Source organism: Paraburkholderia sp. MM5384-R2, assembly GCF_014201025.1.
Lineage (GTDB): Bacteria > Pseudomonadota > Gammaproteobacteria > Burkholderiales > Burkholderiaceae > Paraburkholderia > Paraburkholderia tuberum.
On the sequence record NZ_JACHDI010000004.1, the window covers coordinates 126,384 to 150,089 of the forward strand.

General features: G+C 63.4%; 22 protein-coding genes and 1 pseudogene. 14 read left to right on the forward strand and 9 right to left on the reverse strand.

Features of this window, described 5'->3' with window-relative positions:
* Window positions 1-66 precede the first annotated feature (66 nt).
* The 9 genes from HDG37_RS08945 (at window position 67) to HDG37_RS08985 (ending at window position 9,391) form a co-directional block, all read left to right on the forward strand.
* A complete protein-coding gene (locus tag HDG37_RS08945; RefSeq protein ID WP_184046204.1) occupies window positions 67-1,980 on the forward strand; it encodes a type II and III secretion system protein family protein in 1,914 nt (637 codons plus the stop codon).
* Between the two features lie 21 nt (window positions 1,981-2,001).
* Window positions 2,002-2,316: a hypothetical protein gene (locus HDG37_RS08950; RefSeq protein ID WP_184046206.1), complete on the forward strand. Its 315-nt coding sequence runs from the start codon at window positions 2,002-2,004 to the stop codon at window positions 2,314-2,316.
* Window positions 2,317-2,384: 68 nt separating this feature from the next.
* On the forward strand, window positions 2,385-3,596 hold the full coding sequence (locus HDG37_RS08955) for an AAA family ATPase (RefSeq protein WP_184024440.1): 1,212 nt from the start codon (window positions 2,385-2,387) through the stop codon (window positions 3,594-3,596).
* Window positions 3,597-3,635: 39 nt separating this feature from the next.
* On the forward strand, window positions 3,636-4,997 hold the full coding sequence (locus HDG37_RS08960; protein WP_184046208.1) for a CpaF family protein: 1,362 nt from the start codon (window positions 3,636-3,638) through the stop codon (window positions 4,995-4,997).
* Window positions 4,998-5,049: 52 nt separating this feature from the next.
* A complete protein-coding gene (locus HDG37_RS08965; protein WP_184046210.1) occupies window positions 5,050-6,027 on the forward strand; it encodes a type II secretion system F family protein in 978 nt (325 codons plus the stop codon).
* 28 nt (window positions 6,028-6,055) lie between these two features.
* Complete coding sequence (locus tag HDG37_RS08970; RefSeq protein WP_184046212.1) at window positions 6,056-7,024, forward strand: type II secretion system F family protein; 969 nt, start codon at window positions 6,056-6,058, stop codon at window positions 7,022-7,024.
* Window positions 7,025-7,076: 52 nt separating this feature from the next.
* The gene (locus tag HDG37_RS08975; protein WP_184046214.1) at window positions 7,077-7,529 is read left to right on the forward strand and encodes a TadE/TadG family type IV pilus assembly protein; all 453 of its coding nucleotides are present in this window, start codon (window positions 7,077-7,079) and stop codon (window positions 7,527-7,529) included.
* Entirely contained in the window at window positions 7,526-8,020 is a 495-nt protein-coding gene (locus HDG37_RS08980) for a TadE/TadG family type IV pilus assembly protein (protein WP_184046216.1), read from the forward strand. Before HDG37_RS08975 ends, HDG37_RS08980 begins: the two co-directional genes overlap by 4 nt.
* 51 nt (window positions 8,021-8,071) lie before the next feature.
* The gene (locus tag HDG37_RS08985; RefSeq protein WP_184046218.1) at window positions 8,072-9,391 is read left to right on the forward strand and encodes a VWA domain-containing protein; all 1,320 of its coding nucleotides are present in this window, start codon (window positions 8,072-8,074) and stop codon (window positions 9,389-9,391) included.
* A 15-nt stretch (window positions 9,392-9,406) separates the two neighbouring features.
* On the opposite strand, the gene HDG37_RS08990 is transcribed toward HDG37_RS08985, so the two are convergent.
* The 5 genes from HDG37_RS08990 to HDG37_RS09010 form a co-directional block, all read right to left on the reverse strand.
* Complete coding sequence (locus tag HDG37_RS08990) at window positions 9,407-10,051, reverse strand: trimeric intracellular cation channel family protein (RefSeq protein ID WP_184046220.1); 645 nt, start codon at window positions 10,049-10,051, stop codon at window positions 9,407-9,409.
* On the reverse strand, window positions 10,048-11,316 hold the full coding sequence (locus tag HDG37_RS08995) for a M20 family metallopeptidase (protein ID WP_184046222.1): 1,269 nt from the start codon (window positions 11,314-11,316) through the stop codon (window positions 10,048-10,050). Before HDG37_RS08995 ends, HDG37_RS08990 begins: the two co-directional genes overlap by 4 nt.
* Window positions 11,317-11,376: 60 nt before the next feature.
* Window positions 11,377-11,832 carry a MarR family winged helix-turn-helix transcriptional regulator gene (locus tag HDG37_RS09000; RefSeq protein WP_184046224.1) on the reverse strand — a complete coding sequence of 152 codons (456 nt, stop codon included), beginning with the start codon at window positions 11,830-11,832 and terminating at the stop codon, window positions 11,377-11,379.
* 97 nt (window positions 11,833-11,929) lie between these two features.
* Complete coding sequence (locus tag HDG37_RS09005) at window positions 11,930-12,457, reverse strand: GNAT family N-acetyltransferase (protein WP_184046226.1); 528 nt, start codon at window positions 12,455-12,457, stop codon at window positions 11,930-11,932.
* Window positions 12,454-13,041, reverse strand: coding sequence for a helix-turn-helix domain-containing protein (locus HDG37_RS09010; RefSeq protein WP_184046228.1), 588 nt, complete (start codon window positions 13,039-13,041; stop codon window positions 12,454-12,456). The genes HDG37_RS09005 and HDG37_RS09010 overlap by 4 nt, the downstream gene beginning before the upstream one ends.
* Before the next feature lie 399 nt (window positions 13,042-13,440).
* Between HDG37_RS09010 and HDG37_RS09015 the strand changes: the two genes are divergently transcribed.
* On the forward strand, window positions 13,441-15,657 hold the full coding sequence (locus HDG37_RS09015; RefSeq protein WP_184046230.1) for a beta-glucosidase: 2,217 nt from the start codon (window positions 13,441-13,443) through the stop codon (window positions 15,655-15,657).
* Between the two features lie 60 nt (window positions 15,658-15,717).
* Here the strand turns inward: HDG37_RS09015 and HDG37_RS09020 are convergent, their stop codons facing one another.
* Window positions 15,718-17,040: an amidohydrolase family protein gene (locus tag HDG37_RS09020; protein WP_184046728.1), complete on the reverse strand. Its 1,323-nt coding sequence runs from the start codon at window positions 17,038-17,040 to the stop codon at window positions 15,718-15,720.
* 650 nt (window positions 17,041-17,690) lie between these two features.
* Between HDG37_RS09020 and HDG37_RS09025 the strand changes: the two genes are divergently transcribed.
* Window positions 17,691-18,557, forward strand: coding sequence for a MipA/OmpV family protein (locus HDG37_RS09025; RefSeq protein WP_184046232.1), 867 nt, complete (start codon window positions 17,691-17,693; stop codon window positions 18,555-18,557).
* Between the two features lie 84 nt (window positions 18,558-18,641).
* Here HDG37_RS09025 and HDG37_RS09030 read toward each other — a convergent pair whose 3' ends face one another.
* The 3 genes from HDG37_RS09030 to HDG37_RS09040 form a co-directional block, all read right to left on the reverse strand.
* Window positions 18,642-19,181 carry a thioredoxin family protein gene (locus tag HDG37_RS09030; RefSeq protein ID WP_018423742.1) on the reverse strand — a complete coding sequence of 180 codons (540 nt, stop codon included), beginning with the start codon at window positions 19,179-19,181 and terminating at the stop codon, window positions 18,642-18,644.
* Window position 19,182: 1 nt separating this feature from the next.
* Window positions 19,183-19,899, reverse strand: coding sequence for a cytochrome c biogenesis CcdA family protein (locus HDG37_RS09035; protein WP_184046234.1), 717 nt, complete (start codon window positions 19,897-19,899; stop codon window positions 19,183-19,185).
* Window positions 19,900-20,079: 180 nt separating this feature from the next.
* Window positions 20,080-21,051: a LysR family transcriptional regulator gene (locus HDG37_RS09040; RefSeq protein WP_184046236.1), complete on the reverse strand. Its 972-nt coding sequence runs from the start codon at window positions 21,049-21,051 to the stop codon at window positions 20,080-20,082.
* 304 nt (window positions 21,052-21,355) lie between these two features.
* On the opposite strand from HDG37_RS09040, the gene HDG37_RS09045 reads away from it, so the two are divergent.
* The 3 genes and pseudogenes from HDG37_RS09045 to HDG37_RS39135 form a co-directional block, all read left to right on the forward strand.
* Window positions 21,356-22,399, forward strand: coding sequence for an alpha/beta fold hydrolase (locus HDG37_RS09045; protein WP_184046238.1), 1,044 nt, complete (start codon window positions 21,356-21,358; stop codon window positions 22,397-22,399).
* A gap of 374 nt (window positions 22,400-22,773) precedes the next feature.
* Entirely contained in the window at window positions 22,774-23,121 is a 348-nt protein-coding gene (locus tag HDG37_RS09050; protein WP_184046240.1) for a DUF4148 domain-containing protein, read from the forward strand.
* A gap of 143 nt (window positions 23,122-23,264) precedes the next feature.
* A pseudogene (locus HDG37_RS39135) lies at window positions 23,265-23,505 on the forward strand (LysE family translocator); the annotation flags it as partial.
* Between the last annotated feature and the right edge of the window lie 201 nt (window positions 23,506-23,706).

Consider the following 23,706-nt stretch of genomic DNA (forward strand, 5'->3'; position numbering starts at 1 on the left):
GATCTGAATCAGAAGGCAATCAAAAGACGTCTCGGTTCACACCTATCGAGCGACGGGGGCAGCAACATGAAAACACAACAACGGTTCTCATCCGGTGGCGGCAAGCATTGCCGCTCGCTCGGCGGCACGGTGCTCGCCGCCGCGCTATGCGCCGGATTGACGGCCGCGCACGACAGCGCGGCACAAACGATGGCCGCCGCGCACGTGCCGCCGGGCTGGGGTGCGCAGACAGCGCCGCTGCCGGTCGGCCGGGGCGCCGTGCCGATGCTGGTCAGCAACACGCCGATGCCGAGCGGCGCGACGAGCGGCAGGATGGTCGCCCCCGCGCAACTGACCGGGCCGAACTGCACCGGCGAGATTCGCGACGAATCGAGCGTGTCGGTGGCAGTCGGCAAGTCGATTCTGGTGCCGCTCGTCGAGGCCGCGCGCAACCGTACGCTCGGCAATCCGGTCGTCGCGCAGGCGACGCTCGTGTCGCAGCGCACGCTGTACGTGGTCGGCATGAGCGTCGGCACCACGAACATGATCGTGCAGGGCCGCAGCGGCGCATGCCAGATCATCGACGTGAGCGTCGGCGTCGATGCCGAAGGGCTGCAACGCACACTCGCGCAATTGCTGCCGAACGAGCGCGGCATTCGCGTGTCGAGCGCGGCCGCCAATCTCGTGCTCGCGGGCCGCGTGTCGAGCGGGCAGGCTGCGCAGCAGGCGATGAGCATCGCCGGCGCTTACGCGGGCGCGCAGCCCACCCAGCAAGACCAGGCGAGCACCGCGAGCTTTGGTAACGGCGGTACGATCTCGCAGCAAAGCTCGAGTGTTAGCAAGGGTTCCGAAGTCATCAACATGATGACGGTCGATTCGCCGCAGCAAGTGATGCTCGAAGTAAAGGTCGCCGAGGTGTCGAAGACGTTGCTCAATCAGTTGGGCGCGGCGGTCAACATCCAGGGCGGCTTCGGTTCGTGGACCGGAGCGCTGGTGAGCAGCCTGCTCGCCGGTGTCAGCAGTGGTATCGCGGTGAGCAAGGCGAACAACAGGCCGTTCAATATCGCCGTCGACGCGCAGAAGAGCGACAGCCTCGGCAAGATTCTCGCGGAGCCGAACCTCGTCACGCTGAGCGGCCAGGAAGCGTCGTTCCTCGCGGGCGGCCGGGTCTTCATTCCGGTGCCGCAAAGCAACGGCACGGGCGGCTCGACGATCACGCTGCAGGAAGAAGAGTTCGGCGTCGGCCTCAAATTCACGCCGACCGTGCTCGCGGGCAGCCGCGTGAATCTGAAGGTCGCGCCGGAAGTATCGGAACTGTCGCCGACCGGCGTCACCGTGTCGGCGAGCGGCACGAGCAACACCACGGTGCTGCCGCTGATCACGACGCGGCGCGCGTCGACGACGGTGCAGATGAACGACGGCGAGACCTTCGCGATCGGCGGGTTGATCCAGAACAACATCACCGGCGCGCTGAAGGCGTTGCCCGGCATCGGCGAAGTGCCGGTGCTCGGTGCGCTGTTTCGCAGCACGTCGTTCCAGCAGGATCGCACGGAGCTGATCTTCATCGTCACCGTGCATCTGGTGAAGCCGCTGCCGGCGGGCGACTATCCGCTGCCGACCGATAGCTTCACCGGTGTATCCGACGGCACGGTGTACGCGACCGGCAACATGGAAGGCCGCCGGCCCGCGGCGCAGGCAGCGGGCGCCGCGAACCCGAATGCGCCGCAGATGCCCGTGCAACCGCAAACGCAACCCGCGTTGCCCGCACCGGTTCCGACGCCGGCACCGACCGAAGGCTCGGCCGCGCCCGCCGCGCTGCTGCCGCCCGACACCCAGGCGGACCGGCCGGCACCGTCGGCGGCGGTGCCGCCACCGGACAAGACGACCGCAACGGCAGCGTCGGTAGCGCAAGCGCACACCAACGCCGAACCCGCACTCGCCAAAGCCGACGCCGTGAGCCCAGGCAACCCGACGATCAAGGGCGCACAGCCCAACCCGTAACGCGCCGCGAAGGAGACTCTCATGAAATCCGAACATCTTCTGATCACGCGCCGCGCGGCGTTGCTGCTGACGCTGTGCGCCACGCTGGGCGGCTCGTTGAGCGGCTGCATGTCGAGCTCGCCGATCTGGGACGCACACGTCGGCGACGCCGTGCGCACCGTGACGCAGATGCAGATCATCGATCCGCATGCGGGCGAGCACACGCCATCCACACCGGGCGTCGACGGCAAGGCCGCGGTCGCCGCGCAGCAGCAGTACGACAAGTCGTTCCAGACGCCGGTCACGACGTTCAATCCGTTCGTGATGGGTATCGGCAGCAGCGGCGGCAGTCAGTGATGGCGAACGCGGCGCATGGGGCGGACGCGCCGTCCGCCGGTTAATTCGACAGCTCGGTTGGGAACATCATGATCAACATCCTGGCTCTCTCTGAAGACGGCGCACGGCTCGCGCAGATCGCGCATCTGAGCGGCGAAGCCGGCGACTACCGGATCACGCGCGCGATGGGCACGCCGTCGCTGCTCGGCGAACGCGGCGACACGCTCGACGCGTTCGACGTGCTGATCGTCGACGCCGCGTCGCTGAAGGACGCGGAGCTCGCGGTGGTGGAGCGCCTGCATCGCGAGCATGGGCGGCTCACCTGCATCCTGCTGATTCCCGACGCATCGCCGCAGACGCTGATCGCCGCGATGCGCGCGGGCTTTCGCGACGTGCTGAACTGGCCGCTCGATTCGCGCCAGTTCGGCGACGCGCTGCAACGCGCGCAGGCGCAGAGCCTGCAAGGCGGCACGCGCGATACGCGGATTCTGTCGTTCGTGTCGTGCAAGGGCGGCGCCGGCACCAGCTTCATCGCCGCGAACGTCGCACATGCGATCGCGACTCTGCCGCAGAAAAAGCGCGTTTTGCTGATCGATCTGAACCAGCAGTTCGCCGATGCCGCGTTTCTGGTCTCCGACCAGACGCCGCCGTCGACGCTGCCGCAAATCTGCGCGCAGATCGAACGCATGGATGCCGCGTTCTTCGACACGAGCCTCGTGCACGTGAGCGACAGCTTCCATATTCTCGCCGGCGCGGGCGACCCGGTGAAGGCGGCCGAGGTCAAGGAAGACCGTCTCGAGTGGCTGCTCGGCGTCGCCGCGCCGCATTACGACTTCGTGCTGTTCGATCTCGGCCAGACGCTGAACCAGCTGTCGATGCTCGCGCTCGATCGCAGCGACCAGATTCATCTCGTGCTGCAGGCGAGCATGCCGCACGTGCGGGCCGGCCGCCGGCTGCAGGAGATTCTCTGCTCGCTCGGCTACGCGCAGGAGCAGATGCGGCTGATCCTGAACCGCTATACACGGCACGGCGAGCGGCCGCGCGCGGCGCTCGAATCCGTGCTCGGCATGAGCGCGTATCAGGTGATCCCCGAGGATGCCGAAACGGTGACCGATGCGATGAACCAGGGACTGCCGGTGTCGAAGACGGCGCGCGGCAGCGGGGTTGCGCGCAGCCTGCAGGCACTCGCCGAAAACATCGCGGCACGCGCGACCAAACCGGGGCGTTCGCGCGCGAAGGGCGAGTCGCTGTTCGGGCGGCTGCTGGGCCGCCAGCCGTCGCCGAAACTCGAAACGCTTTAACCGTGCTCCAACGCTACACGATCAGAACAGGGGAACGTCATGTCGCTTCGTGAGCAGATTTCCGCGCAACGCGTGCAGCCGCTGGGCGAACGCCAGGACCCGGCGAGCGCCGGCATGTTGCGCGGCGCCTACCAGAAACTGAAACGCGAGATTCATCAGGCGGTGCTCGAACGCGTCGAGCTCGAACGGCTGTCGCGCCTGCCGCCCGAGCAGGTCCGCCAGGAGATCGCGACGCTGATCGGGCGCATTCTCGAAGATCAGAAGGCGCCCGCCAACGATCTCGAACGCCGGCAACTCGTCGGCGACGTGCACGACGAAATGTTCGGCTTCGGTCCGCTCGAAGTGCTGCTGCGCGACCCGAGCGTGTCCGACATTCTGGTGAATACGCATCGTCATACGTACGTCGAGCGCCGTGGCCGTCTCGAAGCGACCGACGTGACCTTCTACGACGACGCGCATCTGATGAAGGTCATCGAGAAGATCGTCTCCGGCGTCGGCCGCCATATCGACGAATCGAGCCCGATGGTCGACGCGCGCTTGCCGGACGGCTCGCGCGTGAACGCGATCATCCGGCCCTGTGCGATCGACGGTCCGCTGCTGTCGATCCGCCGTTTCGCCGCCAACCCGTTGCAGGTTGCCGACCTGGTTGAATTGCAGAGCCTGACGCCGCCGATGGCCGAAGTGCTCGACGCGCTCGCGCGCGCGAAGGTGAACATCCTCGTGTCGGGCGGCACGGGCAGCGGCAAGACCACGCTGCTGAACGTGCTGTCGGGCTTCATTCCGGGCGACGAGCGCATCGTCACGATCGAGGACGCGGCCGAGCTGCAACTGCGCCAGCAACACGTGCTGCGGCTGGAGACGCGTTCGCCGAACATCGAGGGACGCGGCGAGATCACGCAGCGCACGCTGGTGCGCAACGCGCTGCGGATGCGGCCCGACCGCATCATTCTCGGCGAGGTGCGCGGCGCCGAAGCGCTCGACATGCTGAACGCGATGAACACCGGCCACGAAGGCTCGCTGTCGACGATCCACGCGAACACACCGCGCGATGCGCTGACGCGCCTCGAAAACATGATGACGCTCGGCGGCCTGTCGCTGCCGACGCGCACGATGCGCCAGCAGATTTCGTCGGCGATTTCGGTGGTCGTGCAAGCCACGCGTCTGACCGATGGCCGCCGCAAGATCGTCAGCATTTCGGAACTGACCGGCATGGAGGGCGACATGATCAACATGCAGGAGATCTTCGTGTTCCGCCGCTCCGGCGTCGATACGAAGGGCAACGTGCGCGGCCATTTCTGCGCGACCGGCGTGCGGCCCCAATTCGCCGAGCGCTTGCAGGCATTCGGCGTGGCGCCCTCGGAGCAGGTCTACGATCCGGCGCGTCGCTTCGAAACGACATGACAGGTATGGGCAACGCGCACCAACCGCTCGCCCGGTGTTTCAGGAGACTTGCATGAGCCCGATTTTCTACGCGTCGATCATTCTGCTGTTCGCGGCCGTGGCGCTCGCGACGGGCGGCGTCTACGAGTATTGGAACAGCCGGCACGGCCCGGTCGCGCGCCGCGTCGATTCGCGGATTCGCGCGCTATCCGCCGGCGGCGCGTTGAGCAGGCAGCGTCTTTCGATTCTGAAGACGCGCACGATGGCCGACTCGGCGGTGCTCACGCGGCTGCTGCTGCGCATTCCGCGCGTGCATGTGCTCGATCTGTTTCTGCAGCAGTCGGGGCTATCGTGGTCGGTCGGGCGACTCGTCGGCACCTGCGCGGTGTTGCCGCCGTTCGTGCTGATGGCGGGCGCGAGCCTCGCGATGCCATGGGTCTTCACCGCGGGCGCCGCGGCGCTGTCCGCATTGCTGCCGCTCGCCTACGTGCAGCGGCGGCGCAACCGGCGCATCCGTCAACTCGAACGGCAACTGCCCGACGTTTGCGACATGCTGTCGCGCGCGTTGCGTTCGGGCCATGCGTTCACCGGCGCGATCGATATGGTCGGCACCGAGTTCGCCGAGCCGATGAGCGGCGAGTTCCGCATCGTGTTCGACGAGATCAACTACGGCGTGTCGATCAGCGAGGCGCTGACGAATCTCGCGACGCGCGTGCCGATTCGCGATCTGCGTTACTTCGTGATCGCCGTCGTGATCCAGCGCGAGACGGGCGGCAATCTCGCCGAAGTGCTCGACGGCATCACCGCGCTGATCCGCGACCGCTTCAAGCTATTCGACAAGGTTCGCGTGCTCGCCGCCGAAGGCAAGATGTCCGCGTGGGTGCTCGGCCTGCTGCCGTTCGGCGTCGGCGCCGCGATGATGGCGATCAACCCCGGGTTCCTGAACGTTCTGTGGCAGGACCCGGCGGGCGTCAAGATGATCGCGGTGGCGAGCGTGGCCATGCTGTTCGGCATTCTGTGGATGCGGCACATCGTGAAGATTCGCGTCTGAGCGGGCGAGAGCTCATCGGAGAAGGACCATGCAAACACTGAACATCACGCAGATTCTGTTGCTTGCCGGCGTATTCGCGATCGTTTTCGCGGCCGCGTTCGGCGCGATGCATTTAAGCACGCCGCGCGACATGAGCCGCCGTATCGAGCAGGCGGGCGGCGCGAATGCCGTCCCGGCGCCGGAGCAACTCGACGCCGCCGCGCAGACGCCGTGGTACGAAAAGCTCGTCGAGATTTCGCAGCCGATCTCGAAGCTGTCGGTGCCGAAGGACGGCTGGGAGCAATCCGCACTGCGCCTGCAATTGATGAACGCCGGCTGGCGCTCGGCCAACGCCGCGCCGATCTATCTGGCCGCGAAGACCGCGCTCGCGCTGACGTTGCCGCTCGTGGCGATGCTCGCGCTGTACGGCTCGTCGTTCGCGAATTCGCTGCTCGAACGCGCGATCGTGCTGGTCGTGCTGGCCGCGCTCGGCTACTACCTGCCCAACGTCGTGCTGTCGCGCCGCATCGCAGCGCGCAAGCGCAGCATCGTCGAGGACTTTCCCGATGCGCTCGATCTGCTGACCGTGTGTGTCGAAGCGGGTCTGGGCCTCGATGCGTCGCTGATGAAAGTCGGCGAGGAAATCCGCCTTCGCAGCGCGGTGGTCGCGAGCGAGCTCGAACTGATGCTGCTCGAAATGCGTTCAGGTTTCTCGAAGGAAAAGGCGCTGCGCAATTTTTCGCTGCGCACCGGTGTGGAAGACATCGACTCGTTCAGCGCGATGCTGATCCAGGCCGAGCGCTTCGGCACCAGCATCGGCGCGTCGCTGCGTGTGCTGTCCGATACGCTGCGCACGCGCCGCCGGATGCGTGCCGAGGAGCGGGCCGCGAAGATCGCGCTGAAGTTGCTGTTTCCGTTGATGTTCTGCATTTTTCCGGCGCTGCTCGTCGTGCTGATGGGGCCCGCGATGATTCATATCTATCGCGATCTGCTGCCGAGCATGGCGGGTGGCGCATGACCACGCACTTCGTCGCGGGTGGACCGACATGTGGAACGAACGGAGCGAGCCGGTGAAACGCACCAAACAACGTGGCGCGGCAGCGGTCGAACTCGCGCTCGTGCTGCCGCTGCTGCTTGCGCTGATCTTCGGCATCGTGCAGTTCGGCTGGCTGATCAACAACTATCTGGTACTGACCAACGCGGCCTCGCTCGGCGCACATCAGCTCGCGGCGGAGCGCGGTTACGCATCGCCATACTCCGACGCGACCGCCGCGATTCATTCGCAGACCGGTGCGCTGAACGGCACGTTGACGATTTCGATGAGCGTCGGCGGCACGTCCTGCACGAGCGATAGCGCGTGCGTCAGCGCACTGGGGTCGAGCACGTCGGCGCCGGCTGCGGGTACGCAGGCGAAGGTGCAGCTCGGTTATACGTTCGCGCCGCTCTTCGGCGGCACGCTCGATAACCTCAAAGGCATCATGCCCCTCAGCTTGAGCGCCACCATGTCGGAGGTCGTGCAATGAGTGCAGCCATTCGTCCGAAGCGGAGAACGACACCGCCAATCGGTCACAAGCAACAGAAGGGCGTCGCCGCGGTCGAGTTTGCGCTGGTCGCGCCGCTGCTGCTGCTGGTGCTGCTCGGCATCGCGCAGTTCGGCTGGCTGCTCGGCAACTACGTGATGGTCGTCAATGCGGCCTCGTCGGGCGCGCGCTATTTCGCGTCGCAACGCGGCACCAGCACGCCGTACTCGGCCACGCAAGGTCAGGTAAGCAGCTCGGCGGCGCTTCTGAATACGTCGAATCTGTCGATCGCGACGTCGGTGAACGGCGTCGCGTGCAGCAGCGATTCGAGCTGCGCCGCCGATCTGACCAGCGCCGGCGGCACGAGCGCAGTCGGCACGGCGACCGTGACCGTCACCTACACGTTCGCGCCGCTGTTCAAGGGCAGCCTGTCGGGTCTGTACGCGATGATGCCGACCGCGCTCAATGCGAGCGAGGTGGAGCGAGTGCAATGACGACGCATGAATAACAAAAGCGGTGCGACCGTTTGGGAGGGGCATGAAATCATGAAAACGACATACCGTAGTTCGCGTGGCTCGCGTCGGCGTCAGCGCGGCGCCGTTTCCGTTCTCGTGGCGGTATCGATGATCGCGCTATTGGGCTTTGTCGCAATCAGCGTCGACTTCGGCTACCTGGCGTATAGCCAGCGGCGCCTGCAAAGCGCAACCGACGCCGCGGCGCTGTCGGGCGCGGTCGACCTTTGGACGCAATCGTGGACCACCGCGGAAAGCGACGCGCAGGCGTTCACGGCGGGGTACAACAACAGGCTGCCTGCCGCCGTCGTGCCCGCCAGCGCGACGATCACCGGTCTCACGTTGTCGAGCGTCACATTGCCATATAAGCAGGCGACCTCGGGCTATAACGGCATCCAGGTCACGCAAACGGCGACCGTGCCGCTCTATTTCGCGCGCGTGTTCGGCAAGAGTTCGCAGATCATTTCCGCGACCTCGCGAGCCGGGGCGGGCGGCGGCGCGGAGCCCGCGCTCTACAACGTGATGATCGTGCTCGACGCCACGAAATCGATGGCCACGACGACGGACAGCAACTGCAAGAACTCGAAGGGCGTCGCGCAGACGCGGCTGGCGTGCGCTCAGGCGGGCGCGTTGAAGCTGCTGACAGGCTTGACCAATGCGGGAGACAACGTCGGCTTGATGGCGTTTCCGCCGCAAACGTCGTCCACCTATAACTTCACGTGCTCCGGCAAGGCGCCGACCATCGCGGGCAGCTATTCGGCGTCGGGCGCGACTTACCAGGTTTCGTCGCTGAACACCGGCTATCTCGGCAGCAACGGTTCGGTCAGCACGAGCTCGGGTATCGTGCAGGCGCTGGGCGGCGGCAGTTGCGGCGGCATGTCGGCGCCGGGCGGTCTCGGCACGTTCTATGCGCAGGCGCTTACGGCTGCGCAATCGGCGCTCGTCGCGAAGTCGTCGACGCAGAGTCCGGCTGGGCAGAACGTGATCATTCTGTTGAGCGACGGTGTTGCGTCGTCGTCGACGAGTCAACTCGGCAGCAAGTACAGCAGCACTTATGGAAGCGAGTGCCAGGCCGCGATCAATGCGGCGTCGACGATCAAAACCAGCACCGGCACGTTGATCTATACCGTCGCGTATCTGGGCGGGGAGGCCGCGTCGGCGCCGAGCTGCGGCGACGGTAACGACAAGCTCACCGCGTGCAATACGATGCAGTCGATCGCGTCCGGTCCGTCGTATTTCTACTCGGACACCTGCTCGAATGCGGCAGGCGGCACCAATAGCCTCAATACGTTGTTCAGCCAGATCGCGTACAGCCTGACCAAGCCGCGGCTGATTCCGCAAACCGCGAGCTGAAGCGCGAAGGGCTCGTTATGAGTTGTCGCGTGTCTCGGCCGTGCGTCTGCCCTGGAAGATCGGCAGCCGCCAGCCATAGCGCAGCGACGCGAGCCGCGCCAACACGCAAGCCAATGTCGCGAACCACGGCGTCCACCAGTGCGTCCAGCCCGCGTACGAAAAACCGACTTGCACCGCCGCGCCTAACAGCGCGGCCGACGCATAGATCTCGCGTTCGAGAATCGCGGGTACGCGCGAGAGCACGACGTCGCGCATCACGCCGCCACCGACCGCGCTGACGATGCCGAGCAGAATCGCGAGTTCGGCATTGTGGCCATACGTGAGCGCTTTCTGCGCGCCCGACACCGCGAACAGACCGAGCCCGATCGCATCGAAGAACAGCACCGGCTGACGCAGCCGGCGCACCTGCGGATACGCGAGAATCGTCACGGCCGACGCGGCGAGCGCGGTCGCCAGATAGCGCCAGTTCGACAGCCCCGCAGGCGGGATCGCGCCGATGCACAGGTCGCGCACGATGCCGCCGCCGCACGCGACCATGAAGGCGATCACGACGATGCCGAGCAGGTCGAGCCGTCGTTGACGCGCGGCCACCGCGCCGCTGATCGCGAACACGAAGGTGCCGATCAGGTCGAGAATGGTATAGACGGCGTGTGAATTCACTGAGTGGTTTCGTGTTGATCGAGCCAGGCACCGGCCGCGCACAGCATGGCTTCGAGGCCCGTGCGCAGGGTCGGGTCGAGCACAGGTGCGAATTTCGGCGAGTGATTGCTCGGAATTTCGTTGAGTTTTTTCGCGGCGAGCGCCTGGCGGAACACTTCGGGCTCGGTGCCGCCGACGAACCAGAACGAGTACGGCACGTTCCATTCGCGGCCGAACACGCTGAAGTCTTCGCTTGCGGCGGCCGGCGGCGATTCGTACGCGCGCTCGCCGAACTGCGCCTCGAACGCGTTGCGCACACGCTCGGTCGTGGCCGCGTCGTTGATCGTCAGCGGGTAGCTCGATAGTGTCGTGAATTCTGGCTCGCGCGGCGCGTTCGACGCCACGCATTCGGCGCAGCAGATGCGGCGGATCGCGCCGAGCATGTACTCGCGCACGTCATCGTCGTAAGTGCGCATGTTGAGCTTTAGCGTCGCGTCGTCGGGGATGATGTTCTCTTTCGTGCCGGCTTGCAGCGAACCGATGGTCAGCACGGCGCTGTCGCTCGGCGCGATTTCGCGCGACACGATGGTTTGCAGACGCAAGGTCGTCGACGCTGCCATGATCACGGGATCGATCGACGTCTGCGGCTGCGAGCCGTGCGCGCCGCGCCCGAACAGCTTGATCTTGATGCTGTCGCCGGCCGACAGGATCGTGCCGCTGCGATAGCCGACCGAGCCCGCCGCGCCGACCATCACGTGCTGGCCGAGAATCACGTCGGGCTTCGGAAAGCGCGCGGTCATGCCGTCGTCGAGCATGCTGCGCGCGCCGCGGCCGACTTCCTCACCGGGCTGGAACACGGCCATCAGCGTGCCGCGCCATGCGTCGCGATGCCCTGCCATCAGACGCGCGACGCCGAGCAGCCACGTGACGTGCATGTCGTGGCCGCATGAATGCGCGACGCCGACTTCGAGCCCGTCTTCGTCTTTCGCCCTCACCGTGCTCGCATAGGGCAGGCCGGTCGCTTCGGCCATCGGCAACGCGTCCATGTCGGCGCGCAGCATCACGGTGGGACCGTCGCCGTTGCGCAGCAACGCAACGACGCCCGTCACGCCGACGTTGCGCGTCACCTCGTAACCGAGCTTTTCCACGTAGTCCGCGACGATGCCCGCGGTGCGCACCTCCTGCATCGACAGTTCGGGGTGCGCGTGCAGGTCTTTGTAGATCGCTTCGAGTTCAGGCAGCAGCGCGTCGATCGCGCTCGACATCGTTTCGATCAGCTTCGACATGGAGGGCTCCTTGTTGCCATGAACGCCAGGGAAGGAAGGCGGCGGAATGCGAACCGTCCGTCAGGATTGCGCAGGCGGCGCGCTTGCGGACTCGCTTTCGAGCAGGCTGTGTGAAAGCTTGCCGAGCAGACGTTCGAGCGTCTTACGTTCGTTCTGGCTGAGCGCCTTCGCGAGCTCGACCTCGAGTTCGGTGCCCACCGCTTCGGACGCCTGCGCGACTTCGAGGCCGTGCGCCGTGGCACGCAACGCGATACTGCGGCGGTCCGACGCATGCATGTTGCGCGTGATCAGGCCGCGCGTTTCAAGCTCGGCGAGGACTTTGGAAAGCAGCGTTTTTTCGATCAGCGCGCGCTGTGAAACGGATTTGGGCGTGATGTCGGGCTCCGCGCAGACGAGGCGCAGCACGCGCAACGCACGCACGTCGAGATCCCAGCGCTCGCGGTAGACCAGGTTCGCGCGGTTGATCAGCAACGCGCTGGTCAGGTCGAGCCTGAAAGTCAGGAAGTCCGAGTACAAGAAATTGCTCCGCTGTCGACCGTCATACGCAGTGCAGGCATTATAGGCAAGTAGTTGAAATTTTCAAATACTTGCACGGAGCGGACGGCCTGCGCAGTCAAAGCTGTTTGCAATAGAACGTCGTCGCGCACAACGCCCCGTCGGGCATCAGCGCGTAATTCGGCACGCTGCCGACGCGTAGCCAGCCGGCGCGCTGATAAAGCCGTTCGGCATCGCCGCCGGTTACGGTGTCGAGCACGAGAACCGATTTCTTCTCTTCCCGCGCGATGCGATCGAGTTCGCTCATCAGAGCGTGCGCGACGCCGCGCCGGCGTGCTTTTCTGTGCACGAGCATCTTCGCGACGTCGGCGCGATGTGGTTGATTTTCGGGTTGCGCGGTAATCAGCTGCACGGTGCCCACGATATCGCCGCTGTGATCTTCGGCGATCAGCAATACGCGCTCGCCACGCGCGACGCTCTCCACGACGTTGCGCCAGAACGCGAGCGCCGTGTTACGCGAGATCGGCAGCATGAAGCTGACCGATGCTCCGCCTTCCACGCAGTCGATCAGCACGTCGGCGAGCGCTTCGACGCGGGCCGAAGCTTCGTTCGCGCCCACGCGCCGTATGGTCACGTTATCGCTCATCCGTTTCTCCGTTCGTTGACTGGCGATGTGGTCAGCGCGACGAGATAGCGCGCGCCTTTGCGAGTGGGGTTACGGAACACGATCGGGCTGTCGAGCCGCATTGCCAGGCAGTCGCCGGTCTTGAGCCGCCAGCTAGTGTCGCCGACCGTGATTTCCATCGACCCGTCGAGCATCCACACCTGTTGATGAATGTCCGCGTCGCGCGCGCCGGTTTCGTAACTGACGCGCTGACCGGCGGGAAAGTTGACCTCGACCAACTGGATCGCCGAGCGCGCGGTCGGCGACAGATGACGTCGCACATACCCCGAGCTCGGATCGGTCCACACCGCCTGCTCGGTCGCGCGACTGACCGGCGATGGCTCGGCAGCCCCCGCGCCATCCTGCTCGAATAGCGACGCGAGCGGCACGTTCAACGCGGTCGCGAGTTTGTCGAGCACGGTCGCGGTAGGGCTGCTCTGAGCGCGCTCGATCAGCGAGATATTCGAGCGGCTGACTTTGCTGCGCTCGGCCAGTGCATCGAGCGACCAATTTTGAGCGTCGCGCAGTTCTTTGATCCGGCGCGCGATCTGGGCGTTGATGTCCATGTAATCCAGTTTAAGGGATGCGGTGTCCAGTAAACTAGACGGCGGCATTTTTGTTGTCAATGCGCAAATGCCCACTCACCAATTTGAATAAAAACTCGCACAAAATTGCCGACTCTTTATTCGCTTTGATTCGCTAACTTTCAATTAGCCTGTGTCGGAAAAGCCTTACGCCCCATTACGCATAAAATTACACGTATTGGTATAAATACCGATGCTGTAGTCAGACTACATTCTTACATTACTCACCACGAAGAGTCGCTACAGCCCATCCAGTTGCGTCGATTCTTCTGCCCACAGGCAAACGTTTGCAGTCATCGCTGCATGCCTGTTTTCGCGTCCGTTTTCCATCCCCCGACGCGCTCCGTTGCCCCAGAAAAGCACAATTTCGGAGAGACACCTATGCAGAAGAAACTATGGCCGGCCGTCGCGATAGCGGCGGCCGTGAGCGCCGCTGCGCACGCGGAAATACCCACTCCTGGTCTCGACTTCGCGCCCATGTCGACGGTGCTGAACGCGTTCGCGTCGGCCGCGGCGCATCGGCGCGCGCAAACGCTCGTCAACAAGATGACGATCGACGAAAAGCTGCAGTTCATTCACTCGCAGTACGCGATGTCCGCCGTGCCGGGCGGCGGCGCGGGCTACATTCAGGGCGTGCCGCGTCTCGGCATTCCCGACCTGAACATGGTCGACTCGGCCACGGGTTCGGGCAGCACCAACCAGCCATCGACGACCTTCCCGGCGACGCTCGCGGTAGCGGCGAGCTGGGACCGCGCGCTGTCGTGGAACTTCGGCAAGCAGATCGCGATCCAGTTGCGTCAGCAGGGCTTCGGCATGGGGCTCGGCGGTGGCACCAACCTCGCGCGTGAGCCACGCGGTGGCCGGCTCTTCGAGTATCTCGGCGAAGATCCGGTGCTTGCCGGCGAGATGCTCGCCGAGCGCACCGACGGCACGCAAAGCCAGAAGGTCATCGCGACGATCAAGCACTACATGGGCAACGAGCAGGAACATAACCGCGGCGGCGGCAATAGCCAGATCGACGAGCGCACGATGCGCGAGCTCTATCTGCTGCCGTTCGAAATCGCCGCGCGCCGCGCGCAGCCCGGCAGCGTGATGTGCAGCTACAACGAGGTCAACGGCATCCAGGCCTGCGAGAACTCGCATATTCTCAACGACGTGCTGAAGAACGACTGGCACTTCGAAGGTCAGGTGCAGTCGGACTGGGGCGCGACGCATAGCACGGCACCGGCGATCAATGCGGGTCTCGACGAGGAGGAAGACGTCGGTTCGACCGTCTATCTGACGCCCACGCTGGTCAAACAGGCGATCGCGAACGGCTCGGTGTCGACCGCGCGCCTCGACGACATGGTCGAGCGCAAGCTGTATGTGATGATCCGCACGGGCGTGATGGACGATCCGCCGAAGGGTGGCGCGACCATCGACTTCTCGGCCGCGAGAGCCTTCACGCAGTCGGTCGAAGAGCAGTCGATGGTACTGCTGAAGAACGCCAGCAATCAGTTGCCGCTCGCCGCTGGTTCGCTGTCGCGTATCGCGGTGATCGGCGGCCATGCCGACGCGGCGGTGCTGACGGGCGGCGGTTCAGGCAACACGCGCGATCCGGTGACGGGCGCGTTCGCCGGTTGCGGCGGCTTGACGTTCGGCACGGAGACGGGCTGCAGCTGGTGGACCAATCCGTGGTTGAAGCTGAACACGCCGATCGTGTCGGCGATCAAGGCGCTCGCGCCGCAGGCCACCGTGACCTTCGCCGGCAACAGCGATCAGCAGTCGCCGTTTGCCGCCTACACGCAGCAGCAGATCACCCAGGCGGCCACGCTGGCGGCCAACTCCGACGTCGCGATCGTCGTGGTCGCGCAGCCGGCCGGTGAGGATATCGGCGATCTGCCGAGCCTGGGCCTCGCGAATCCGACCAACCAGGATGCACTCGTCGAAGCGGTTGCGGCGGCCAATCCGCACACGATCGTCGTCGTCGAAAGCGGCAACCCGGTGCTGATGCCGTGGAAGGATAGCGTGTCGGCGATCATCGAAGCATGGTATCCGGGCGAAGGCGGCGGCAATGCGATTGCGAACGTGCTGTTCGGCAAGGTCAATCCTTCCGGCAAGCTGCCCGTCACGTTCCCGGTGCGCGACCAGGATACGCCGACGTGGGGCACGAATGGCGCGTTTGCGGCGAACCCGGTGTACGCCGAGAAGCTCGATATGGGCTATCGCTGGTACGACTCGCAGAACATCACGCCGATGTTCGAGTTTGGCTATGGCCTGTCGTACACGCACTTCGCGTACTCGGGTCTGTCGGTTCAGCATCTGCCGGGCGGCCTGATCGACGTGTCGTTCAACGTGCGTAACGATGGTCGCGTCGCCGGTGCGGAAGTGCCGCAGGTGTACCTCGGCGTGCCGTATCAGGGTGAACCGCCGCGGCGTCTCGTCGGCTGGGACAAGGTGGGTCTGAACCCGGGCGAATCGCGTCGTGTGCACGTTGTCGTGACGCAGCGCATGCAGAGCGTGTGGGATATGACGAGCAACCGTTGGCTCTATGTGCCGGGCAGCTCGGTGTACGTCGGCGCATCGTCGCGCGACATCCGTCTGCAGGGGCACGGCTAAATAGTGTGACGGTGTAGCGAATGCGGGCGCGCCAGGTTGCGCGCCCGCCTGTATTGTTGATTACGCTTTCAGCGTGTTCTTGTAGAACTTTCCATCCTTCATCACGATGCGCAGGTTCTGCTCCGGCTTCGCGATCAGGTCGAGATTCTCGAGCGGATTGCCGTCGACGAGCAGCAGATCGGCGTACGCACCTTCCTCGAGTACACCGAGCTTGCGCGGGTACGGATTGCGGTGCCCGGACAGCGCGAGTAGCTGGCCATTGGTGCCCGTTGCGATGCCCAATGCTTCGGCTGCGCCATACCACGCCTTCATATGCGTGAGCATCGTGCCCTGCCGCGCGGCCACGGCCTGCGAAAAGATCAGGTCCGTGCCGAACGCGACCTTGATGCCATGCTTGCGCGCGAGTTTGAAAACCCTGTCGGTGCCCGCGATCACCTGAAGAAATTTTTCGCGGATCGGTGGGGCGAGCGGACCCGCGTCGTCTTCGTTGACGAACGGCTGCGTGCTCAACCACGTGCCGTTCTTCGCCATCAACGCCGCGGTCCTGTCGTCCATCAGATGACCGTGCTCGATGCACTGCACGCCTGCCGCAACGGAGCGCTGAACCGCTTCGGACGTGTACGCATGCGAGAGAATATAGGTGCCCCAGTCGGCCGCTGTTTCGACGGCCGCGCGCAACTGTTTTTCGGTAAACGTGAGCATGTCGAGCGGGCTGCGCGGCGTCGATACCCCACCGGCTCCGACCAGCTTGATCTGCGTCGCGCCCTGAATGAACTGCTCGCGCACCCGCAAGCGGATTTCGTCTTCGCTGTCGGCGATCGCGAAGCCACCGTCCCGTTCCAGTTGGGTGACCTGGTTGCCGGCGCGCGGCAGATCGCTCAGCGCACGAAAATCGCCGTGACCGCCGGTGGTCGTGATCATCGCGCCGGACGGGTAGATTCGCGGCCCGGAAATCATGCCGCTATCAATTGCCTGCTTCAGCGCGAATGACGGGCCGCCCGCGTCGCGTATCGTTGTGAAGCCGCGCAGTAGCGTACGTTCGGCTTCAGCGCTTGCCGCAAGATGGACGAATGCAATGTCGGATTGAAGGATGACCTGAATCGGCACTGCCGCGAGCAGCGCGTGCCAGTGCATGTCGATCATGCCGGGCATCATCACCTTGCCACCGCAATCGACGAGCGTTTTGCCGTCGATCGAAGCCGGTTGACCCCGACCCAACTGGCTGATGCTGTCACCGTCGACAACCATATAGAGGCCGTCACGCAACGTCGACGATTTGCCATCGAACAAGCGGAAGTTCGTGAACAGCACCGGCTTGTCCGGCGGTGCTGGCGGTTGGGTGGTTTGAGCATTGCCAAGACCGGGCAGAACCAGGCTCAGCATCGAAGCGGCGAGACCGGTGACGAAGCCGCGCCGCGACAGATCGGCACTGATACGGCGGTTGGCATACTGCGCTTGAGACTTGTCACAAAGACATGAAAACGACGGACTGACTGTTTTATCGCCGATGTACTTTCCTGAAGGCATAGCTCACCCGTAACGTAGATCACCGTGCATCGAAAGCCGCCATCTGACTACATTTCACACCTGGCGACGCGAAAGTCAAGCCCGCACAGATTATCGCCTACGAACGAGGATGGCAAATTCCGCTTCGCTTGATACAAGCATCGAAATTGCATCTATTACTCGATTACGCGGTTGCAGCATGTAATTAGAAAAATATGCTTGCGACGGGCGAAAAGAACGGGCTATGCTCACGCCACGTATTCTGTAAGTGAGTCCCCCGAAATAAGGCGCGATTCCCTACCCTGCTTGGGGGGATGGGCCAAACAAACGTCCCAATAAAGCGGATGCATCGGCTATTACAAACGTATTTTCTATCATCGCGATTATCGAGCGAGGCGATCGGTCATTCTTTTAACGCCGCTGCAATTAGAAACTCAACTATTTCACAATTTCGCCGCCACTCCATGAATGCCGGGATCGGAAAAATCGCATTCAGTCTTTTTCAATTTTTTCACGGAGAAACAGAAATGATCGATGTGTCAAAGCCGCGTATGCTCAAGGTGCTGGCGGGGGCTGGCTTGTCGCTGTTTGCCGTCACCGCGATGGCCGACGATACGCTCGGTTTGTCGGAAAGCCTGTTCTCCATCGGCGCGCCGGAAGTGACGCAGGCGCCTGGCGCGGGCGCGAGCCCGTGGCGCTTTGCGGTTGGCGCAGGGGTCGTGAACATGCCGAAATTTCCGGGCGCGAGTGGCACGAAATGGGAAGTGGTGCCGTCGGTGAGCGTGAATTACGACCGCTTCTTTATCGGCGCGAATCCAGACGCGGGCTCGGCGCTATCGCTGGGCGCATATCTGTATCGTGATAGTAACTGGCGCGTCGGCGCGGCGTTGACCTACGATTTCATCGAACCGCGCAGCGAGTCCGACGACTCGCGGCTGCACGGACTCGGCGATGTCAAACGCACCGCGCACGCGGAGCTGTTCGGTGTTTATACGTGGGAGTTCGTCACGGCGCGCGCGAGCGTTTTGACCGATATTGCCGGCAACGATCGCGGCACCGTCGCGACTTTCGATCTGTTGGGACGCTATCAACCCATTGCGCAACTGACGCTCAGCGCAGGCCCGGGCCTGACGTGGGGAAGCGACAAGTACAACGAAACCTATTTTGGCGTGAATTCCGAGCAGAGCGCTCGCTCGGGATTGCCGACCTACTCGGCCAGTTCCGGTTTGAACCAGTTGCGCTTCTCAGTCAACGGGGTTTACCGGATCGCAACGCGTTGGAACGTTGGCGCGAGCGTGTCGTTCGCGTGGCTGCGCGGCGACGCGACCGACAGCCCCATCACCGAAAAGACGAGTCAGATTACGTACGGCCTTTTCGCCAATTACCTCTTTTAGTCGTCCGCCAAAAACGAAGGCCCGCTGCACCCGATCGCGTGGGTGCAGCGGGCTTTCCCGTTCTACGAGTCAGCAAGCGCTTCGTCAATTCTTCTGCGCGAGCAGCGCCTGAATCCTGGCTTCGGTCTGCGCATAGTCGCCTTCTCCAAAGTGCGTGTAGACGATATGACCTTGCTTGTCGATCAGATAGAACGCGGGCCAGTACTGGTTGTTATAGGCATTCCAGGTGGCGTACTGGTTGTCCTGCGCAACCGGATAGCTGATACCGAGCCGTTTCAGCGCGGTCTTCACGTTGCCGGTGTCGCGTTCGAACGGATATTCCGGCGTATGCACGCCGATCACCGTGAGCCCCTGATCCTTGTACTTCTGGTTCCAGCTTTTTACGTAAGGCAGCGTGTTGGCGCAATTGATGCAGCTATAGGTCCAGAAGTCGACGAGTACCACTTTGCCGCGCAACTGCTGCAATTTGAGCGGCTCGCTGTTGAGCCATTGCGTGATGCCTGTGAGCTCGGGTGCGGGCGAGCCGCTTTCCTGCGGCGCGGCGATGGCGACCGTACTCGTCGCGATTAACGCGCAGGCGGCAAACGCGGTGGACAGTGCGAAGGTTTTCAAGCGGGTAGTCATGTCAAAGTCCTTTGAGTGAGGGGAAAAGACCGGCGAGCCGCGCGTACAGCAGCACGTCGTACTGAAAATAGATGGCGAGGGCGGTCAGCATCACCAGTACGCCGAATACCTGTTGCAGGCGCTCCGCGTGACGTGAGACCACACGTACATGACGCGTCACGAAATGGCCGCCGTAGATGATCGCGAGCATCGGAATCGCCGCGCCGATCGCATACAGCGTGAGCAGCAGAGCCGACCAACCGAGATCCTGAGCCTTCACGACGAGCACCAGAATCGACGCGAGCACGGGGCCGGCGCAGGGCGTCCATACCGCGCCGAGCGACATGCCGAGCACGAAGCCGCCCGCGTTGCCGCTGCCGGGTTGCGTACCTGGCGCAATGGCCGCGCCGATGCGCTCGAACGGCCCTTGCAGTTGCGCGACGAGCCAGTCGTAAGGTCGCGGCCAGATACGCAGAAGCCCGGACAGTGCGAGCAACGCAATGCCGGTATTGCGCAGTACCTGTTGCGCGACGTGCACGGTGCTCGACACCGCGCCCAATAGCAGCGCGAAAGACGCGAAAGTCAGAATGAAGCCGGCGACGATGAACAGTGGCCGCGTGCAGCTCGGTCGTTCGACGGAAGTGCCGAGCAGGATCGGCATCACCGGCAGCACGCAGGGAGAGGCAATCGTCAGCAGCCCGGCGAGCAGGGCGAGCGGAGTTTCGAGAGTACTGTGCATGATGGGCGTTCCGTTGGCTGGGATGGCCGTATTGGAACGCCCGCACGTATCTGGTTTATGTCGGGGACCGGGCGCGCTTGCAATGTAGTGTGTCTGCGTATGGCGCGGATACATGGCGACACAAATCGGTTGAGCAACCGATGCGCGCGGGGGCCGAGGCGGCGGTAGCCGAACGCTGGCTCAGCGCGCCCTGCGCTTACGCACAGCGGTTCCCGTCGCGGCTGCGACGCTATTTGCGCTGGACGTGGAGAACATCGGCATACGCTCCTCGATCCAGCGCAGCAATTCGAGAGGTCCCGGTGCGAGCGGACGGCCGGTCTTGACGAGCACACGCGCCTGCGCGCCGGAAAACAGCGGATGCGCGATCGGTATCGTCGTCAATTCGCCGCTCGCGATTTCGCGGTAGGCAGCGAATTCGCCGATCAGCGTCATGAAGTTGTCGACCGTGACGAAGCGCTTCAATGCGCTCAGTGAGTTGGTGGTCAGCGTCGCGGGAATCGACACGTTTTCGGCGAGTTCCGTCATCTTGACGACATGACCGATCCCAAAGGTGGGTGGCATCAACGCGAGCGGCCACGCGCGCAGGTCGTCGAGCGTCGCGGGTCGCTTGCGCTTCGCGAGCGGATGGTCGCTTCTTAGCAACAACACGACCGGCTGCGGCGAACTCGCGCGATGCTCGAGGCGCGCATGAGGCGGCGGATTGTACGCAAGCCCGATATGCGCACGACTTTCGGCGACTTCTTCCTGGATCGCGTCGACCGCGAGCATATCGAGGCCGATTTCGAGTTCTGGATATTGGACGCAGAATGGCGCGAGCACATCGTCGACCAGCGTATCGACGAAGCCTTCGCTGACCGCGAGCCGGATCTGCCCTCGCTGCAGGCCTTTCAACGCATGCAACTGATCTTCGAGCTTCTCCTGCTGCGAACGGTAGCCGCGCCAGAATTCGAGCAGATGCGTGGCCGCTTCGGTCGGCCTGACTCCGCGCGACTGCCGCTCGAACAGCACCGCGCCGAGTTCGTCCTCGAGCAGCTTGATCTGCCGCGTGATCACGGAGGGTGACGTATTGATGCTTTCGGCGGCGCCGCGGATGGTGCCGTGCGTGAGCACCTCGTTGAAGTAGCGAAGGCGTTGCTGGTTGATCTCGCGCATGTGATTTGTCGATTGCGGTTAGTGTGTTGCCCACAAGGCAACGATATGTGAACTTAGTTGCTCTTGCTGATGAAGGCCTGCGCTGTCACTATCCATCTCAAGCGTCGCGACAGCGGTAAGCCAGTGGTTCAGTCGTCAAGGCATCTCCGGTTTCAGATTCGCTCTACCCGTCTCGTTCGATTCGTTTCAGATTGCCATTGAACTCTGCTCTGCCTGCACGGTGCTCGCATGCGGCTGTGCGATATCGCGCGCGAGCGGACCCGATCAATTCCGTATCAAAGCCTTTGCTTGAAGGAGAACAATCATGTCGGATCAGATCAATAGTCGCCGCCGCCGCTTTCTCGGAACGGCGGTTGCCGGTATCAGCCTGCTCGAATTGGGACTGAGCGGGCTCGCGGATGCGCAATCGGCCGACGCGGCCGGCAATGCGAAAGCGGGCGCGCGCGTGGCGTCGTTCGGGAACATTCGCTCGATCAATGCGGGCACGCTGAACGTCAGCTACGCGGAAGCGGGCCCGCAGAACGGACCGGTGGTCATTCTGCTGCATGGCTGGCCTTACGATATCTACAGCTTCGCCGAAGTGACGCCGTTGCTGACGGCGGCCGGTTATCGCGTGATCGTGCCTTACCTGCGCGGCTACGGCGGCACGCGTTTTCTGTCGGCGGATACGCCGCGCAACGGTCAACAGGCGGTGGTCGCGGTCGACATCATCAACCTGATGGACGCGCTGAAAATCGACAAGGCCGTGCTCGGCGGCTTCGACTGGGGGGCGCGCACGGTGAACATCGTCGCCGCGCTGTGGCCGCAACGCGTGAAGGCGATGGTATCGGTGAGCGGCTATCTGATCGGCAGCCAGGACGCGAACCGCGCGCCGTTGCCGCCGAAGGCCGAGCTCGCGTGGTGGTATCAGTTCTATTTCGCCACGGAGCGCGGCCGCGCGGGCTATGAAGCGAACCGTCATGACTTCAACAAGCTGATCTGGCATACCGCCTCGCCGAAATGGAATTTCGACGACGCCACGTTCGAGCGCTCCGCCGAATCGTTCAATAACCCGGACCATGTTGCCGTGGTGATTCACAACTATCGCTGGCGTCTGGGACTCGCGCAGGGCGAGCCGCAATACGACGAACTCGAAAAGCGCCTCGCCTCCGGACCGACGATCGCGGTGCCGACCATCACACTCGAAGGCGATGCGAACGGCGCCGCGCATCCCGAGCCCGCAGCATACGCGAAGAAGTTTACCGGCAAGTATCAGCACCGCAATATCAGCGGCGGCATCGGCCATAACTTGCCGCAGGAAGCGCCGAAAGTCTTTGCGGATGCGATTCTCGACGTCACCCGCCTTTGATGGAGCCGGCGCGCGCCGGCTTCTTCTGGATGGAACCCCAGCAGTCGAACGTACGGCTGCTGGGGTTTTTTCATGAGCGGGCTATTTGCAACACACCTGCAACCCGCACGACGCATGCGACGCCGGCCCTGCTCGGCAGGTTCGGAAGTGGGTTTTTGTATCGCAATGTATCAACGGGATACGCAGACAAACACGCTTGCAGAAATGGGGGGTGACGAAAACATTGCAGATACGTTGGAGCGTTCTAATGTCTTCACGCAAGGTTGATTCACAACGTTGCGTGAATCAGGCGGGACGTCACAGTGTATCTGCGTAGATGGCTTCGCGTCCCGCTCAATCCTTATCCCTGATGGTTTGATACCCGGAGAAGACTCATGAAACTCGTTCAATCGCTGATCGTCGCCGCACTCGTTGCCGTTCCCGTCGTTTCGTTCGCGCAATCGCAGCCGCAACAGGGGCTCACACGTGCCGAAGTCCGCGCGGAACTGGTCCAGTTGGAAAAGGCCGGCTACAACCCGGCCAGCGACAACACGCAATACCCGCAGAACATCGAAGCGGCCGAGGCGCGCATCAGCGCGGGCCATGACGCGGCCGCCTACGGTGGCGTCGCGAACGGCAGTTCCGCTTCGGGCTCGCACATGACGATCAAGCATGCGGCGGCGGATCGCGGGTACGACGGCTCCAACATCGTCGGCCTCGGTTCCATCTACGCGCATTCGTGATCGATGCAAATGAGCAGGCCGTCCGCGTGCATCGGCTCACGTCGACGCGCGGACTCCTTGTTTAACTCAACCTGTCGAGACAAAAACGATGACCACGCTGCTGAAAAAAATTCTGGGTTCCGTTCTGGTGCTGGGCGGACTGTTCTTTCTTTCCACAGTTCATCAGTACCTCGTCGAATGAAGCGCATTGATCGGCCAATCATCAGTACCTTTTGCTGGGCAGTACTTTTGCGCTGATATTCGCGTTGGGCGTCGCATCGGCGGCAATCTTCCCGCACCGTCTGCGTACGGTTCTACAGCGGCCGACCCGGCTGCGCATCGTGAACCATCTGATGGGGGAGCTTGCTGGTAGGGATGGGCACGCTGATGGCGGCGGTACGCTGACCATGAAACGATCCGCATACCGCCGCCGCGGGAACAACGTCATCCTTATCGTCTGTACCGCGCGATATCAATGGAAAATGAGGTACAGGATGATCAGTACGATCACTGGAACGCCGAGCAGCCAGCCAAGTAGGTAAGGCATGATGTCATCTCCTTTCGTATTGAAGTTCGAATACGCAGGAGTTTCAGCAGGCAGCGTGC